The sequence below is a fragment of the uncultured Williamsia sp. genome, from assembly GCF_947494875.1.
GTDB lineage: Bacteria > Actinomycetota > Actinomycetes > Mycobacteriales > Mycobacteriaceae > Williamsia_A.
Genome location: NZ_CANLWM010000001.1, coordinates 343,588 through 360,005, shown reverse-complemented (window position 1 = coordinate 360,005; position 16,418 = coordinate 343,588). Strand labels below are relative to the sequence as shown.

The following is a 16,418-nucleotide window of genomic DNA, read 5'->3' as shown; positions in this document are numbered from 1 at the left end:
CCCGTCCGGTAGTGACACCCTCGCGTCACCGACGACGGTCCGCGACCGGAGGAGCGAAGATATACACCGATGACTCACGCTCGTAACGAACAGCGAGCTGTGGCGGGTGTGGTGCTCGCCGCGGGCGCGGGGAGGCGGTTTGGCCGGCCCAAGGTGCTCGTCGACGACTGGCTGTCGCGCGCGGTCGCGGCGCTCGGCGGCGGGGGATGCAGTCCCGTGGTCGTGATGCTCGGCGCTGCGGTCGTCGAGGTGCCGTCACCCGCGTCACCCGTCGTCGTGGCGGATTGGCAGGACGGCGTCTCGGCCTCGGTGCGGGCGGGCGTCGAGGCCGTCCGTGAGGCGGCTGGGTCGGCGGGCGTCGTGCTGACCCTGGTCGACCTCCCCGATGTCGACGCGCACGTCGTGGCCCGGGTGGTGGAGAGGTCCCGTCACGCGCCGGATGCGCTGGTGCGCGCGGTGTACGACGGTCGGCCGGGTCACCCCGTGTACGTCGGGTCCGACCACCTCGACGCGCTGCTGACCTCACTCGCGGGGGATCGGGGTGCCGGCCCGTTCCTCGCCACGCGCGCCGACCTCGTCGCGGTCGAGTGCAGCGATCTCGCCACCGGGCGTGACGTCGACGAACCGTGACTCAGGCGCTGTCCGACAGCGGGAGCCCCGACGCCGCGCGGCGGGTGGCGGTGATCTCCGCGGCCACGGCGACGGCGATCTCCGCCGGTGTCTGCGCGCCGAGATCGAGGCCGATCGGACTGCGCAGCGCGGCCAGTCGATCAGGCGCGAGCCCCCGCGCCCGGAGCCGACGCATCCGGTCGTCGTGGACCCGCCGCGACCCGATCGCGCCGACGTAACCGAGGTCGGCGCGCAGTGCGACGTCGAGCAGGTCGACGTCGAGCCGCACGTCATGGGTCAGCGAACAGACCACCGTGCGCCGGTCCACGGCGCCGGCGGCGATCTCGCCCGCGAGGTGATCCGCCGGTCGCGCGACGACGACCTCGTCGGCCTCCGGGAACCGCCGTCGCGTGGCGAACTCGGCGCGGTGGTCGCAGACCGTGACCCGATGGTCGAGGAAGGCGCCCTGGCGTGCGACGGCGGCGGCCACCGCGGCCCCGCCGTAGACCAGCATCCGAGGACGCGCGGGGTGAACGTCGACGAACACCGAGACAGCGTCGTCCAGCTCGACGGTGTCGCCGCGGGCCGCATCGAGCAGGCGCAGAGCTGCGTCCTGCGCGGTGCGGTCCAGCTCCGCGGACCCGAGCGAGCCGAGGACGTCTCCCTCGCGCACCAGGATGCTCGCGCCGAGCCGCGCGTCGTCGGGGTGCGCGACCACGGTGGCCACGGCGACCGGCCGGTCCGCGGCGCGATCGTCGGCGAGAGCCTCGAGGTGGGGCGCGCAATCGCGGGAGACGGCGTCCACGAGAACGTCGATGGTGCCGCCGCAGGGAAGTCCGACGGCGAGCACGTCCTCGGCCAGTCCGTAGCGACGCACCGACGGCCCGGCGCCGTCGAGGACGTCGTGGAGACAGGCGAGGACGTCGGCTTCGACGCACCCTCCCGACACCGATCCGCTGACCGAGCCGTCGGGGAGCAGCGCCATCGTGGTCCCCGGCGGGCACGGGGTCCTGCCCGAGGCACGCACGACCGTCGCCACGGCGACGACCGCACCGGACCGCCAGGCGTCGAGGACGTCGGTCGTCACGGCGGACATGGCGCTCCTCTCGGCCGGATCAGCCGCAGAGTAATGCCCTGAACGAGATCTTGACGCCCCGAGCGGGATTCTTGACGGGTTGTCCCCTACCCGGATCGGTCTGTTGTGAGCAGGCTCGAATGCATGGCCGCACCCGTCGACACCATCACCGTCCGATCCATCGAAACAGCTCCGACGCAGGGCGATCCACAGCTCGAGTCCTTCGTCCGCGTCGACTCACCTGTGCACTACCGACTCCGCCCCACGACACCGGGCCGGCTCGTCGGTGCGACGTGGGATCGTTCGCACAATCCGCCGCGCGCCACGTCGGGTCACGCCGTGCTCGACTTCCCCGTCTCCGACGCCGTCGTCGCCGTCGAGGGGTTGTACGCCGTGACCGACGGCATGCGCTCGGCGATCGAGGCCGCAGGGCTCACCGGCGTCGAGTTCGGTCCCCTTGCCGTCACGCGGAACCCGCACATGCTCGACATGCGGGAGCTGCCGCGCCTGCACACCCTTGTCCTCACCGGCCGGGCGTGCCGCGACGACATCGCGCCGTGGCGGTGCGAGTCGCTGGCGCTCTCGCTCCGAGCGGCGCGCACCCTGTGGGGCATCGACGCCGGGTTGCTCCCGCGCACCACCGTCCTCGACGTGATCGGTCTGCCGGACTAGATCCCTGCTCTGCGGTTCTCCTCGAGGGTCCGCAGGGTGCGTCGGGTCTGCGCGGCCATGTCGGCTCGGAACAGGGAGATGCGTGCCGCGGCGACGGGGTCGGCGATGTGGTCCGGGACGTCGAGGAGTTCGGCCAGCGCGGCGCGGGCCTCAGACTCACCCCTAGCCGTGCTCATCGCCGCCATGACGTCGCCGGCGAGTTCCTGCGCGGTGACCATTGCCCGCGTGAAGGCGATCTCCTCATCGAGGTCGGGAGCGTCCTGGGATGGCTTCGGGCGCCCGGTGATCGGCTCACCGACGGGGCCGTCCCATTCGAAGAGGGCGTCGCTCGAGGACGTGAGCTCGCTGATTTCGTCGAGCTGCAGGAATGTCCTGTCGTCGTCGGACACCCGGGCGACGATCCCGGTGGCATCGTCGATCGAGATGTGGAGCGTGGCCTGCCCGGGGGCGGCGACGGGCACGGACCAGGACGACCGCCCGCCGACCTCGACCGGCCGGGCATCGCCGACCGGGCGCACGTCGCTGCTCATCTTCCCCAGCATGGAGTCGGCACCGAGCAGGTCGAGTGGGGTGAACTGCGTGCCGAGCATCACCATCCGGATGCGTCCGTCGAGCACGCGCATCTCCTCATCCACCCGCGCGACAGTTCCGGCGGGGCCGGCGACGTAGATGGTCTGACCGTCCTGGTCGATTCGCCACCGACCGCCGGGCGCGTGATGGAAGTCGTATCGGACCGCTTCGTCGGGTGATTCGGTGACGACGAGCGTGCCCGCGACGTGGACGGCCTCCGCCGCGGCGTTGCGCCCGACCAACTCGCCCCACGACGGCATGGCGGCAGCCTAACCGCCACCCCCGACGGCCCACCGCGGGTCGCGTCCGGTGGCCGCGAGGGCGCGGTCGAACCTGTCGGCGTCCGACGGCACCGGCGCGACCGGCCCGAAGGGGCCCTGTCCGGCGGGTCCGAACGACCCCTCGTCGGTCCCGGGCGCGAACATCACCAGGAACTCCTCGACGCGATCCAGCATCGCGGGCTGCGCCGTGAAGTGCTGGCCCGTCGCGCGGGCCAGATCCCACGCGTGGACGGTCAGTTCCTCGGCCGCGACCACCGCGTTGTCCGCGGACGACATCGCGACGCCGCCGACGGCGACCTCGCCCACCCAGGCGGCGTCGTCGCGCCACGCGTCTGCCATCTCGGCGAGCCGGGCGGGGATCGCCGAGCGCCAGTCGTCGACGAGATGCTGCGGCGGGTCGACTGGGTCCTTGCGTCCGGTGCAGGTGAACACGTCGACGAACTGGTGGATGTGCGCGATCAGGTCGCCCACGGTCCAGCCGTCGCACGGCGTCGGTCGCGCGAGATCGTCGTCGCGCACGTCACCGATCAGTCGGGTCATCTCGGCCGTGGCCGGTTCGAGGTCGAACATCGCAGGCGCCTTCCGTCGGGGTCACCCGTTCTGACCGTCCCCGCGTCGGGAACTCATCGCGGACCGTCTGATCGTCGTACTCTCCCCTCACCCGAGGCGGTGGGCGGAGGTGGCGACTGTGGTGGGGTCCGGCGTGATCGTCTGCGGCCAGTCGGGCATCGCGGTCCCCGTCACCGAGCACCTCCTCGCCGCAGGCGCCCCCGTCACGGTCGTCGTCCGCGGCGCGGATGCCGTCGGGCAGGCCGCGCGGCGCGGGGTGAGGGTCGTCGTCTGTCCCGGCCCGATCGGCGACGCGCTGGTCGAGGCCGGACTGGCCACGGCGGACGCGGTCGTGTGCGTCGAGGACGTCGAGATGGCCAACCTCGAGACCGCGCTGGTCGCCCGCCGACTGCGCCCCGACGTCCGGATCGTCACCCGGCTGGCGAACGCGACCGTCGGGGGCGCGCTCGCCGCGACCGACGACGGCCACCATGACACCGTCCTCGACGTCGCGGACCTCGCCGCCCCGTCGGTCGTCGAGGCGTGCCTGGGGATCACCACCCATCGGATCACCGCGGCAGGGATCGACGTCGTCGCGGCGACGGTCCCGGTGGAGGGCGACGGCACCCTGAGGGAGATCTTCGGTGATCTCGCGCCGCTGGCGGTCACCGCCGGCGACGGCGCGGTGCTCGCATGTCCCGGTCGCGATCACCGCGTGTCTGCGGGTGACGTGGCGACGATGCTCGGCACCGCCGACGAATTCGCCGCGCGGGGCGTCCGGATCGACGAGGAGTCCGAGGAGGGACAACGACCCCGACCGCCCGGGGTGGTGCGCCGCGCACGGGCGGCGGTGCGGTCGTTCGTCCGCGACGCGAACCCCAACTTCTTCCGCATGCTCGTGGTGCTCGTCCTGCTGCTGGCCGTGTCGACGACCATCCTGCGGCTCTTCTATCGCAAGCCGGGCATGAGCGTCCTGGACGCGGTCTACTTCAGCACCGAGACCATCGCGACGGTCGGCTACGGCGACTTCACCTTCTCCGATCAGGCTGTCGCACTGCGCATCTTCTCGATCGTGCTGATGTTCCTCGGCCTCACGACGACCGCGATGGTCATGGCGTTCCTCGCCGAACTGCTCATCTCCCGCCGCATCGCGGAGGCGGCCGGGCGTCGTCGGGCGCGGTTCATGACCGGCCACGTGGTGGTGATCGGGTTGGGCGCGTTCGGGATCCGCGTCGCCCGCGACATCGCGGCGCGCGGCCGTGAGGTGGTGATCGTCGAACGCGCGTCGGACAACCGGTTCCTGTCCGCGGCGGCGGCCGCGTCGATCCCCGTCGTCATCGGTGACGCGACGCTGCCCTCCACGCTCGCTGACGCCCGCGTGCACACCGCGGGCGCGGTCGCCGTGCTCACCAGCGATGACATGGTCAACATCGAGACCGGCATCGCGGTGCGCGGTGCCCTCGGCAAGGCCTGGTCGGGGCGCCCGGGTGAGCGGGGTGTCCCGATGGTGCTGCGCGTGTTCGACCGCGCGATGGGGGACGCCGTCGCCGACCGCTTCGGGTTCCGGCACGTGCGGTCGACGACGGAACTGGCGGTGCCGTGGTTCGTCGGTGCCGCGCTGGGCCTGCAGGTGCTGAGCACGTTCACCGCGCAGTCGACGAGTTTCGTGGTGGGGCGGCTGCGGGTCGCGCCGGACGGCGGCCTCGTGGGCGTCGCGATGCAGGAGCTCTCGGCGCACACGCGCGTCATCGCGATCCGCCGTCACGACAGCGGCGACCTGGAGTACCCACCACGACGGGGCACCGCGTTCGCCGCGGGCGACGAGGCCTACGTCGTCGGTCCCCACGAGGAGCTGCTCGCCGTCCTCGAGCACCAGCGGGTCGGTTGAGGGATCCGGCGCAGACGCCGCGGATGGTTCGATGGTCGGGTGAGCGGAATCGACGTCGACGTGGTCGTGGTGGGCGCGGGCCTCGCGGGGCTGCGATGTGCCGGGGCGCTGCGTCGACGCGGCCTCGACGTGCTCGTCCTCGAACGATCGGACCGTCCGGGCGGACGGGTGCGCACCGACATGGTCGACGGATTCCGGTGTGATCGCGGGTTCCAGCTGATCAACCCCTCGTATCCCGCGGTGCGCCGCCACGTCGATCTGGACGCGCTGGACCTGCAGGTCGCCGGCCGTGGGGTGCGGGTCGTCGACGCCGACGGTGCCGTGCACACGCTGGCCGATCCGATCCGCCACCCCGATCTCCTCGGCGCGACCGTCGCCTCGGCGGCGTCCATGCGACTGATGCGGCCCCGGGCGGTCGCCGGCGCGGTGCGATGGGCGTTGCCCGCCGTGGGCCCGGTCCGACGCCTCCAGGCGCGACCCGACGCGGCGGTCGGGGACGACTGGGACCGCTACGGCGTCACAGGCCCACTCCGGGACTCCGTGCTGCTGCCGTTCCTCAGTGGTGTGCTCGCCGACGCGGACGGCACGACGTCCGACCGGTACGTGCGGCTGGTCCTGCGCAGCTTCCTGCGCGCGACGCCCGGGGTGCCCGCCGACGGCATGCAGGCACTGTCCGACCAACTCGCCGCGTCGTCGGGCGCGACACTCCGGTACGGCGTGGAGGTCGAGGAGATCGACGAGGCGGGATCGTCGGTGACGGTGCGGACGGGCGACGGACGGTCGACGGTCGCGCGCGCTGTCGTCGTGGCGGGAGACGCGGTCGACGCCGCGACGCTCACCGGTGTCGACACCTCCCCGATGCGGGGTCTGGCGACGTGGTGGTTCGCCGCCGAGCCCGGACTGTCGGATGCGTTCCTGCGGGTGTCCGGGTCGGGCGGGCCGCTGGCGAACACCGCGGTGATGAGCGCGATCGCTCCGGGATACGCGCCGGCGGACCGATCGCTGGTGCAGGCCAGTGCCGTGCTCGGTGGCGGCGAACCGGTCGACGAGAGCGTCGTGCGATCTGAGCTGGCGCGGCTCTGGCAGACGTCGACGAGCCGCTGGGAGCTGTTGACCCGCAACGTCATCCGTCGCGCCCTGCCCGCGCAGGTGCCGGGCCTGCCGGTCCGTCGACCGGTGCGGGTCGGGGAACGGACCGTGATGGCCGGTGACCATCGCGACACCCCGTCGCTGCAGGGCGCGATGGTCTCCGGCGCGCGCGCGGCCCGCACGGTCGTCGGCCTCCTCTAGCCCCGACCGTGCAGCAGATCCCGTCCACCGTGCAGTGGATTTCCCCGGTCGTGCAGTAGATCTCGCCGAGCGTGCGGAGTCTGACCGGTGGCGCGTATCGAATGCACGCTCGACGGCATCTGATGCACGCTCGACGGGTCTCGACGGGCAGTCAGCGGTCAGCGGGTCGAGTCGATGCGGTCCGCGACGAGTTCGGCGACGAGGGTCGGGTGCGTCTCGGGGAGCCAGTGCCCGCCGTCGTCGACGACCGCGAAGCGGTACTTCCCGAGGACGTGCGCGGCGGTCTCGATCGCTCCGGTCCGCGTGAGGAACGCGTCGCGCGCACCCCAGATGAACGTCGTCGGCACGGTGATGTCGCCGGTGGCGCTGCCCAACCCGAACGGCATCGCGCGGTACCAGTTCATGCCGCCGGTGAGGGCGTCGGTGCCCACGACCCGCTCGCGCACGACAGCGAGGCTCTCGTCGTCGAGTCCGCTGCGCCGCAGTGAGGCCTCGAGGCGCGATCGCACCGCGCGCACGGTCCGCTCGGGGACGACCGGCATCTGAAACGCAGCCATGTACCAGGAGCGCAGCGCCTGCGACGACGTCCCGAGGGCCGTCAGGAACGCGGCCGGGTGCGGCACCGACAACGCCGTGTAGCTGCGCACCAGCTCGGGGCGCTGCGCCGTCACCGCCCACCCGACGATGGCGCCCCAGTCGTGGCCGACGAGATGCACCGGCCCGCCCACCCGGTCGACGAGCGCGGCGACGTCCGACACGAGTTCGGGGATCGCGTATGCGCGTCGACCTCGGGGACGAGCGCGCGGGCTGTATCCACGCTTGTCGGGGGCGACGGTGCGGATCCCCCGCTCGGCGAGGCCCGCGGAGACACGACGCCACGACTCCTTCGTCTGCGGGAAACCGTGCAGCGCGACGACGACGGCGCCGTCGGCGCCGGGGCTGTCGATGGGGCCGGTGTCGACGACGTCGAAGACGAGGTCGCCGGTGCGGAACTCGGTGATGCGGTCGGTCATCGTCCGATCCTGACACCTGCCGCGGCCGTCACATCCCGACGGCCTCCGCAACGATCCGTCGCGACGCGTCCCGTCCCTCGGGCGTCGGGGTGAGGGGGTATGCGTGGACGGCGCCGGGCTGTTCGACGAGCTCCACCTCGCCGCCGGCAGCGCGGATGTCGTCGACGAGGTGCAGGGCGTCGGGCAGGAAGATGTCGCGGTCACCGATGTACACCGTTGTCGGCGGCAGTCCCTCGACGCGACCCCGCAGGGGGCTGACCCGCGGGTCCTCGGGGGACAGCTCCCCGCGCCATGCCCGTCCGGCCTCGCGCAGGCCGGCCGGGACGAGCCACGGATCGTGCCGCGCGATGTCGTCGACGCCGGGGTCGGTGAGGGCGATGTCGAGCCAGGGCGCGATGAGGGCCAGTCGCGCCGGACGGATGCCGTCGGCCGCGAGGACCTGCGTGATTCCCAGGGCGAGACCGCCACCGGCGGAATCGCCGGCGATCGTCGTGTTCTCGACACCGACGTCCTGCACGAGATCGTCGAAGCATCTCCGCACGAACGGGAAGGCCTCGGCGGCGGTGTGGGCGGGGGCCAACCCGTACAGCGGGATCACGACCCGCAGACCCGCGTCGGCGAGACGCTCGATCAGGCGCCAGTGGAATCCGGTGATCGGTGCGATGTAGGCGCCGCCGTGCAGGTACAGAACCCCACGGCCCGTCGGCGCGGCCGGTGTGACGGTCCAGCACCGTAATCCGTCGACGGCCGTCTCCTCGACCGTGTGGTTCCGTCGCAGCGACGACGGGGGATCGGCAGGCGAACCGGGCGACGCCATCCGGCGGCGCGCATGCTCGGCCGTGCGCATCCGTCGCCGATAGCGCACGCGGACGACTACTGCGGTCAGGTGCATCATCGGGCTGGCCATGACGACGATCGTCACCCACGCTCGCGGACGCGCGCGAGCACCTCGGCGAGTTCGTCGGTGACCTCGGCGACGTCGAGCGCCGCGACGCCCGATGCGCGCAGTGCCCGGGCCAGCCCGTCCGTGTCGAGTTCGGCGAGGACGTCGAAGTCGGGCGGGGTGGGCAGCGGGGGCAGCACCCCGACCGCGAACGGATCGTCGGTGGGCCGGCGAGGAGGGGCGTCATCGCGACGTGTCGTCGACTCGTCTGCGGTGGGCTCGCCGCGCATCCGGGTCAGGAGCGTGGGCACGTCGGCACCCATCATCGCCAGCGCGACCCCCGGGCTGTCGTCGATGCGGGCTGCGAGTTCGTAGGCGACGGCGAGTACGTGGATGCAGTGCGGTTCGTCGTCGGGACAGGAGCACTCGACGGTGAGATCGGCTGCCTCCGTGGGCAGGACCATCGCGCCGAGCGTGGCGGGCTGCTCGCCGCGGGCCACCGCGAGGAGATCGTCGGTGGCGTCCTGGGCCCGCAGCAGTGAGACGACGGTGTCGGGTTCGACGGTGCGGAACCGCAGAGCGGTCTCGAACGGGTCGAGCTGACTGCCCTGGACCAGGGCGCTGACCACGCCGGGGTGCACGCGGAAGTCGTGAACAGTCCGCTCACGGAAGTAGCTGCGTGCCTTGTTCACCCGGCGGGTGTCGGCGGGACGGTCGGCGATGTCGAGCACCGCACGTGCCCACGACGTGCGACCGTACCCGCGCAGCGGCGTGTCGCCGCGTCGAGATCCTCTGCCCCGGGGACTCATTCGCCCACCGCCTCGTCACGCAGGCGGATGAGGTCGTGGAGTTCGTCGTCGCCGATGTCGGCGAGCCAGTGCTCCCCCGACGTCACGGTGAGGTCCGACAGCGTCCGCTTGTCCCGGATCATCGCGTCGATCCGCTCCTCGATGGTGCCGATGCACACGAACGTGCGCACCTCCACCTCACGCTGCTGCCCGATGCGGTGGGCGCGGTCGGTCGCCTGGTCCTCGACGGCGGGATTCCACCAGCGGTCGACGTGCAGCACGTGATTGGCCGCGGTGAGGTTGAGGCCGGTGCCGCCTGCCTTCAACGACGCGATCATCAGGGGTGGACCGTCGTCGGCGGAGAACTGCTCGACCATCCCGTCGCGTGCCGTGCGCCCCACCCCGCCGTGCAGGAAGGGGATCGGTGTGTCGAGGCGGGCGGCCAGCCACGGCGCGAGCATCTCTCCGAACGCCGTGAACTGTGTGAACAGCAGGGCGCGTTCGCCGTCGGCGACGATCGTGTCGACGATGTCGGCGAGGAGTTCGAGTTTGCCAGACCGGTGTGCGTTGCGGCGCAGCAGCGGTGACCCGTCGCCGAGGAAGTGGGCGGGGTGGTTGCACACCTGCTTCAGTCGCGTCAGCGCGGCGAGGACCGTCCGGACGCGGTGGCCCTCGTGTGTCGCGTCCGACTCCACCTTCCCGAGCGCCGCCATGAGGTCGTCGGTGACGGCGCGGTAGAGAGCCGCCTGCTCGACCGTGAGGTTGGCGCGCACCGTGAGCTCCGTCTTCGCGGGCAGGTCCGCGACGACGGCGGGGTCGGTCTTGACGCGCCGCAGGATGAACGGCTGGGTGATCGCGGCCAGGCGTCGGACCGCCTCGGGGTCGCGTTCGCGTTCGATCGCCTCGGCGAACCGGGCCTTGAAGGCGGACGGCGACCCCAGCAGTCCGGGATTGACGAGGTCCACGACGGCACGCAGGTCCTCGAGGCGGTTCTCCACCGGTGTGCCGGTGAGGGCGACGCGGTGGCGTGCGCGGACCGCGCGGACGGCGCGCGCCGCAGCGGTGGAGACGTTCTTGACGTGTTGGGCCTCGTCGACGACGACGCGTTCCCAGTCGACCGTCGCGAGCGACTCCTTGTCGCGGACGGTGATGGCGTAGGTCGTGACCACGACGTCGGCCGTCGCCACGGCGGCGGCGAACCGCGCGGCGCGGGTCCGGCCCGGGCCGTGGTGGACCAGCACCCGCAGATGCGGTGCGAAGCGTGCGATCTCGCGTTCCCAGTTGCCCACCACCGACATCGGGCACACGATGAGCGTCGGACCAGGCCCGTCGTCGGCCCGGTCTTCGCGCTCCCCGCACAGCAGTGCGATGACCTGGATTGTCTTGCCCAGTCCCATGTCGTCGGCGAGAACGGCCCCGATCCCGAGGTCGGACAGGTGCGCGAGCCACTCGACGCCGCGGTGCTGATAGGGCCGGAGGTCGGCGACGAGGGTGTCGGGAACGGGCCGCGGATCCGGCCGGACCGCGCCCTGATCGGCGATGTCGTCGAGCCAGGACAGGCCCGACACCGAGCTGACGGGGATGCCGGGTCCGCCGGAGCCGGTGACGAGCCCGAACAGTTCGCCCATGTCGGGGGGATGACCGGACGCCGCGAGCGCCTGCTGGGTGGTGATGAACTCCGCGGCCCGGCGCAGCGACGCGCCGTCGGCGCGCACCCACACCCCGCGGACACGGACGAGGCTGCCCTTCTGTTCGGCCAGTGAGCGCAGCTCGCCCTCGTCGAGGACGGTGTCGCCGAGAGCCAGCTGCCACTGGAAGTCCCGGATCTCGGCGAGTCCCGCCATCACCGAGCGCTGCACCGTCGCGCCGGGCGCGACACCGCGCAGCGACAGTGTGGGCGTCGCGACGGCGATCGTCCGCGGCAGCAGGACCCCGATGCCGGAGTCCCCGAGGGCGGTTGCGCCGTGATCGAGGAGGGCGCCGACGGTCTCGGTGTCGAGCAGGAAGTCGAGGGTGTGGTCGTCGTGACCGGCGCGGGCGAGGGGCTCGAACACCCGCACCGCGCCGGCGAGCTCGGTGGTGATCTCGTCGAGCTCGAGCGGCGACAGCCGCCGGATCTCGAGCGGCTCGTCGCCGTCGGCGGTGCGTCGGCACACCTGGAGTCGCCAGTACTCGGCGTCCATCTCGACGAGGTCGGGATCGGCGGGGGCGGTCGGCTCGTGCAGCCGCAGCACCAGCGAGCTCTCGCCCTCGCGGACCGTGTCGGACCAGTCCTGCCACATGCGTGACGCAGCCGATGCGCGGTCGGAGGCGATCGCGCTCTCCGCGTCCAGCAGCAGCGACCGCACGAACGGAGACCGCACCGCGCCGGCGGGGATGTCCCGGCATCGTTCCCGGCAGGTGAGGTCGACGATCTCCCGGCAGAAGTCGTCGACGGCCTCGGCGCCACCGTTGTCGACGACGACCTGAGGTGCGGCGGCGCACGCCTGCGACAGCCATGTCCGCCAGCGGGTGGTCGGGACCGGGATCCACCGGACACTCCAGGAGCCACCGACCCACGCGACCGACGGCGCCACCGCGCCGGACGTGACGAATCGTCGAACTGCCTGCGTCACATGGCGATAGAAGACGAGTTCGCCACCGGGGGAGTCACCGAGGTCGGGATCGTCGAGGAGGGCGACGGCCGCCGCCGGGCCCAGGGTCAGTGTGCCCGCGTGCACCGTCGCCTCACCGATGCGGATGGCGACCGTGCGACGCAGCGACCTCCCGTCGACCAGCCCGGCGACGGGAGCCGGCAGGTCGTCACCGGGCTCGGACGTCACCGCCCCGGAGGGGTCGGTGAACCACAGCGACAGCCCGACCCCCGGCCGCCACAGCGCGTGCGTCGGCGGGGTGGAACTCACCGGCCCATGGTGGCACGCGGGTGCGACATCGACGCCGCGGTCCGTCACCCGACGGCGAGCAGCTCGACGTGGCGCACCACGGCGCCGAGGGACGCCTCGAGCGGTGCCGTGCTGCGCTGGATCTGCGCCATCAACAGACCTCCCTGGAGCGCGGCGAGCGTCGACTGGGCGAGTGGTGCGGTGTCGACGTCGTCGGCGAGGACTCCGCGGGACCGCATCGAGTCGTATCCCCGACGAATCGCGCGTTCCCACCGGGTCAACGCACTCGCGACCGCCGCACGGGCGTCGGGATCTGTCTCTGCGACCTGCGCGCCGAGCGATCCGAGCGGGCACCCGCCCGAACACCCTCCGAGCCGTTGGTACTCGACGATCCCCGCGCACCACCGGCGCAGTCCGTCGAGCGAGTCGAGCTCGGCGAACACCCCCTCGTGGGTGCCGACGATGGTCTCGTCCTGGTAGGCGATCACCGCCCGCACGAGCTCGTCCTTGTCCGAGAAGTAGTGGTAGATCTGCGAACTGCTGACCTCCGCGCGGTCACGGACGTCCTCCATCGTCGTGCCGCTCACGCCGACGTCGAGCATCAACTCCGCCGCCGCGGTGACGATGCGTTCCCGCGTCCGTCGGCCCCGACTCGTCAACGGTCGTCCGGTGCTGGTGCGCAGCGCGTCGGTCGTCATGCGCACACCCTACCTTTTTCTGGAGTGGACAATCCAGTTTCTGCGGGGCACGGTGATCATCACCGGGGGGCGCCCCCGGTACAGCCGACACGAGGACGAGACGATGACTGCAGCGCAGGACTCCATGACCGACCAGTTGACCGCCACCCTGGAGGGATCCCGCATCCAGTTCCCGGCCGCGGTCTCCGACGCCTTCGACGCCGACCGTGACGCGCTCGACGCCGCCGGCGTCCCCGACGACGTCGCCGCCGTCGGCACGACGCTCCCGGACGCCGACGTGCTGGCGGTCGACGGGTCGTCGACACGGCTCTCGGACGAACTCGGCGGTCGCCCGGCCGTTCTCGTGTTCTACCGGGGCGCGTGGTGCCCGTTCTGCAACATCGCCCTGCGCGCCTACCAACAGGAACTCGAACCCGCGTTGGAGGAGCGGGGTGTCACCCTGGTGGCCCTGAGCCCGCAGAAGCCGGACGGGTCGCTCAGCGTCCAGGAGAGCGACGAGCTGACCTACACGGTCCTGTCCGACCCGGGGAACGCCGTCGCCCGCAGTCTCGGGATCATCGCGCCGACCAACCCCGACGCCCTCGCGGCGCAGCGCGAGCTGGGACTCGACGTCACCGAGCTGAACGCCGACGGCACCGCCGAACTGCCGTTCCCCACCGTCGTCGTCATCGACGAGACCCGCACGGTGCGGTTCATCGACGTGCACCCGAACTACACGACGCGCACGGAGTCGGCGCAGATCATCACGGCAGTCGACGACCTGAAGCGCTGAACCCGTTCGGCCACCGAGCAATTCACGACATCTCACCCCCAGGGAGTTCACCCATGTCAGACCCCGCCTACTTCACCCGATTCGAGAACCTCGCCTTCGAACGCACCGACGACGGCGTCCTCACGATGCGGTTCCACACCGACGGCGGCCCCGTGACCTTCACCGGTCAGACACATGAGGACCTCCCGGCGGCCCTCGAGGCCATCGCCCTCGACACCGACAACCGGGCTCTCGTCATGACCGGTACCGGAGATGTCTTCATGGACAGCATCGACGGGGACAGCCTGGGCGAGATCTACAAGCCCGCCGTGTGGGAGAAGATCCGCCGCGAGGGGCTCGCCGTCTTGCAGCGGCTGCTGAGCCTGCCCATGCCGGTCGTCGGCGTCGCGAACGGGCCGGCGACCGTCCACTCGGAATACCTGCTGCTCACCGACATCCACATCGCCTCCGAGCGCGCCACCTACGGCGACTTCCCGCATCCCGCCTTCGGCATCACCGCCGGCGACGGACTGCAGGTGGTGTGGGAGGAGATCGCGGGCACCGCGCGGGCGAAGTGGCTGCTCTGGACCGGCGAGACGATCGACGCGGCGACCGCGGAGCGGTGGGGCGTGGTCAACGAGGTCGTCGCTCATGACCAGGCGTACACCCGCGGACTGGAACTCGCGCGCACGCTCGCCGCGAAGCCCCAGCTGTACCGGTCGCTGCAGAAGCAGACCCTCAACCAGAAGCTGTTGCGGCGCATCGTCGAAGGCGTGCCCTTCGGCATGGCGCTGGAAGGTCTCACCGCTGCGGATCTCGCCTACCAGCAATGATCCGGCCGGCCGAGGTCGCTGCGACGCTGTACGCGATCGGATTCACGAAACCACCCGCGCCAGAGAGCGACGTCGGACCGCGAAGCCCGAGGATCGTCGCCCGGGTAGGGCTCATGCTGGGGATCTGCGTCGCGGTGTGTCTCGCGACAGGGCTGCTGAGCCACTGGATCCAGCACCCACCGAGCTGGTTCTGGTTCCCGTCGAACCCGCCGTGGCTCTACCGCGTCAGCCAGGGGCTGCATGTGATCACCGGGACGGCGGCGATCCCGCTGCTGCTGATCAAGCTGCAACTCGTGTACCCGAGACTGTTCGCCCGACCGGTCATCGGTACGCCGCTGCGCGCACTGGAACGCCTGTCGATCGCCGTGCTCGTCAGCTCGATGATCTTCCAGCTGTTCACCGGACTGATGAACACCGCGCAGTTCTATCCGTGGAAGTTCTTCTTCACCACGACCCATTACGCGATGTCCTTCGTCGTCGTGGCCGCGCTGATGGTGCACATCGCGGTGAAGCTGCCGATCATCCAGGCGGCCTTCCGGTCTCCGCTCGAGTCCACCGAGGCGATCGACAACGAACCGGTGACGCGATGACGGGCGAGCACACGGTGTCGCGGCGGGCGATCCTGGGTGGCTCGGTCGCTGCCGCGGGCCTCGCGGTGGTGGCGTTCGCGGGCCAGACGGTGCCGTTCCTGCGGTGGGTGTCGTTCCTCGCCCCGCGTTCCGGTGAAGGTCCGCAGGGGGTTCCCGTCAATCGGACGGCGGCGGCGGCCGGCGTCGTCGACGGCGCGCGGAGTGCGGACTACCGTCTCGCTCTCGCCGCCGACGGCAGGACGATGTCGCTCACCCTCGATCAGCTCCGGCGGCTGCCCCAGCACGAGAGCGATCTCCCGATCGCGTGTGTCGAGGGGTGGAGCGCACAAGCCGGATGGCGGGGCGTCCGCGTCCGCGACCTCGTCGCGATGGTCGGGGGCGACCCCGACCGGGACGTCCGCTTCATCTCCCTCGAGCGCGGGATGTACGGCGTCAGCGTGCTCCCGGCGAACTTTGCCCGCGACCCGGCCTCCCTGGTCGCCCTCGAGCTCCATGGTCAGCCGCTCACCCTCGACCACGGGTTCCCGTGCCGACTGATCACCCCCAACCGTCCCGGAGTCCTCCAGACCAAGTGGCTGTCCCGGATCGAGGTCACATGATCACCCGCATCGTGCGCCTCATCCTGATCCTGGGCGCGCTACCCGTCGGCTGGTTCGGGCTGTCGCTGCTCTGGGATATGAGCGCCGCCGACAAGATCTCGATCGCGGTGTGGCTCATAGCCGGACTCGTCGCCCACGACGCCGTGTTCGCCCCTGCCTGCATCGCTGCCGGTCACGGGGTGAAAGCCGTCCTACCGCAACGATTGTGGCCGCCCGTCCTGGCCGGGACGTCGGCCACGCTGTTGCTGCTGCTCCTGGCGCTCCCCGTCCTCTATCCGCGGTCGGCGTCCCAGGCCGCGCCCGGCAACGACGAGAGCGGCACCATCCTCGACCGCCCCTACGGCCTCGGCCTGACCGTCGCGGTCCTCATCACCTGGGCGCTGGTGATCGTCCTGATCGTGCGCGGCCGTGCATCATCCCCATCCCTTCACGACAAGGAGTGACACC

Annotated in this window: 17 protein-coding genes; 9 read left to right on the top strand and 8 right to left on the bottom strand. The window is 71.6% G+C overall.

The window, feature by feature from the left end; translation table 11 throughout:
• The first annotated feature begins 69 nt into the window (after positions 1–69).
• Positions 70–630, top strand: a complete 561-nt coding sequence (locus Q1A98_RS01885) for a nucleotidyltransferase family protein (protein ID WP_299569441.1) — start codon at positions 70–72, stop codon at positions 628–630.
• Between the two features lies 1 nt (position 631).
• Here the strand turns inward: Q1A98_RS01885 and Q1A98_RS01880 are convergent, their stop codons facing one another.
• On the bottom strand, positions 632–1,705 hold the full coding sequence (locus tag Q1A98_RS01880) for an XdhC family protein (RefSeq protein WP_299569439.1): 1,074 nt from the start codon (positions 1,703–1,705) through the stop codon (positions 632–634).
• Between the two features lie 123 nt (positions 1,706–1,828).
• On the opposite strand from Q1A98_RS01880, the gene Q1A98_RS01875 reads away from it, so the two are divergent.
• Positions 1,829–2,356, top strand: a complete 528-nt coding sequence (locus Q1A98_RS01875) for a hypothetical protein (RefSeq protein ID WP_299569438.1) — start codon at positions 1,829–1,831, stop codon at positions 2,354–2,356.
• On the opposite strand, the gene Q1A98_RS01870 is transcribed toward Q1A98_RS01875, so the two are convergent.
• A complete protein-coding gene (locus Q1A98_RS01870; protein WP_299569437.1) occupies positions 2,353–3,186 on the bottom strand; it encodes a hypothetical protein in 834 nt (277 codons plus the stop codon). The genes Q1A98_RS01875 and Q1A98_RS01870 overlap by 4 nt on opposite strands.
• A gap of 9 nt (positions 3,187–3,195) precedes the next feature.
• A complete protein-coding gene (locus tag Q1A98_RS01865) occupies positions 3,196–3,777 on the bottom strand; it encodes a TIGR03086 family metal-binding protein (RefSeq protein WP_299569435.1) in 582 nt (193 codons plus the stop codon).
• A gap of 109 nt (positions 3,778–3,886) precedes the next feature.
• Between Q1A98_RS01865 and Q1A98_RS01860 the strand changes: the two genes are divergently transcribed.
• Positions 3,887–5,644, top strand: coding sequence for an NAD-binding protein (locus Q1A98_RS01860; protein WP_299569433.1), 1,758 nt, complete (start codon positions 3,887–3,889; stop codon positions 5,642–5,644).
• Positions 5,645–5,683: 39 nt separating this feature from the next.
• On the top strand, positions 5,684–6,934 hold the full coding sequence (locus Q1A98_RS01855; protein WP_299569432.1) for an FAD-dependent oxidoreductase: 1,251 nt from the start codon (positions 5,684–5,686) through the stop codon (positions 6,932–6,934).
• A 158-nt stretch (positions 6,935–7,092) separates the two neighbouring features.
• Here Q1A98_RS01855 and Q1A98_RS01850 read toward each other — a convergent pair whose 3' ends face one another.
• Genes Q1A98_RS01850 through Q1A98_RS01830 form a run of 5 tightly spaced genes read right to left on the bottom strand, consistent with a single transcriptional unit; the run spans position 7,093 to position 13,198 of the window.
• Positions 7,093–7,947, bottom strand: a complete 855-nt coding sequence (locus tag Q1A98_RS01850) for an alpha/beta fold hydrolase (RefSeq protein WP_299569430.1) — start codon at positions 7,945–7,947, stop codon at positions 7,093–7,095.
• A 28-nt stretch (positions 7,948–7,975) separates the two neighbouring features.
• The gene (locus Q1A98_RS01845; protein WP_299569428.1) at positions 7,976–8,854 is read right to left on the bottom strand and encodes an alpha/beta hydrolase; all 879 of its coding nucleotides are present in this window, start codon (positions 8,852–8,854) and stop codon (positions 7,976–7,978) included.
• A gap of 11 nt (positions 8,855–8,865) precedes the next feature.
• The gene (locus tag Q1A98_RS01840; RefSeq protein WP_299569426.1) at positions 8,866–9,639 is read right to left on the bottom strand and encodes a hypothetical protein; all 774 of its coding nucleotides are present in this window, start codon (positions 9,637–9,639) and stop codon (positions 8,866–8,868) included.
• Complete coding sequence (locus tag Q1A98_RS01835; protein ID WP_299569424.1) at positions 9,636–12,521, bottom strand: DEAD/DEAH box helicase; 2,886 nt, start codon at positions 12,519–12,521, stop codon at positions 9,636–9,638. The genes Q1A98_RS01840 and Q1A98_RS01835 overlap by 4 nt, the downstream gene beginning before the upstream one ends.
• A 44-nt stretch (positions 12,522–12,565) precedes the next feature.
• Positions 12,566–13,198: a TetR/AcrR family transcriptional regulator gene (locus tag Q1A98_RS01830; RefSeq protein WP_299569422.1), complete on the bottom strand. Its 633-nt coding sequence runs from the start codon at positions 13,196–13,198 to the stop codon at positions 12,566–12,568.
• A gap of 103 nt (positions 13,199–13,301) precedes the next feature.
• On the opposite strand from Q1A98_RS01830, the gene Q1A98_RS01825 reads away from it, so the two are divergent.
• The 5 genes from Q1A98_RS01825 (at position 13,302) to Q1A98_RS01810 (ending at position 16,414) form a co-directional block, all read left to right on the top strand.
• Positions 13,302–13,970 (top strand): peroxiredoxin-like family protein, encoded by a 669-nt coding sequence (locus Q1A98_RS01825; protein ID WP_299569420.1) that lies wholly within the window; start codon positions 13,302–13,304, stop codon positions 13,968–13,970.
• 53 nt (positions 13,971–14,023) lie between these two features.
• Positions 14,024–14,782, top strand: a complete 759-nt coding sequence (locus tag Q1A98_RS01820) for an enoyl-CoA hydratase/isomerase family protein (protein ID WP_299569418.1) — start codon at positions 14,024–14,026, stop codon at positions 14,780–14,782.
• A 113-nt stretch (positions 14,783–14,895) separates the two neighbouring features.
• Positions 14,896–15,372, top strand: coding sequence for a hypothetical protein (locus Q1A98_RS22350; RefSeq protein WP_366943315.1), 477 nt, complete (start codon positions 14,896–14,898; stop codon positions 15,370–15,372).
• A complete protein-coding gene (locus Q1A98_RS22345; protein WP_366943313.1) occupies positions 15,369–15,971 on the top strand; it encodes a molybdopterin-dependent oxidoreductase in 603 nt (200 codons plus the stop codon). Before Q1A98_RS22350 ends, Q1A98_RS22345 begins: the two co-directional genes overlap by 4 nt.
• Entirely contained in the window at positions 15,968–16,414 is a 447-nt protein-coding gene (locus Q1A98_RS01810) for a hypothetical protein (protein WP_299569417.1), read from the top strand. The genes Q1A98_RS22345 and Q1A98_RS01810 overlap by 4 nt, the downstream gene beginning before the upstream one ends.
• The last annotated feature ends 4 nt before the right edge of the window (positions 16,415–16,418 follow it).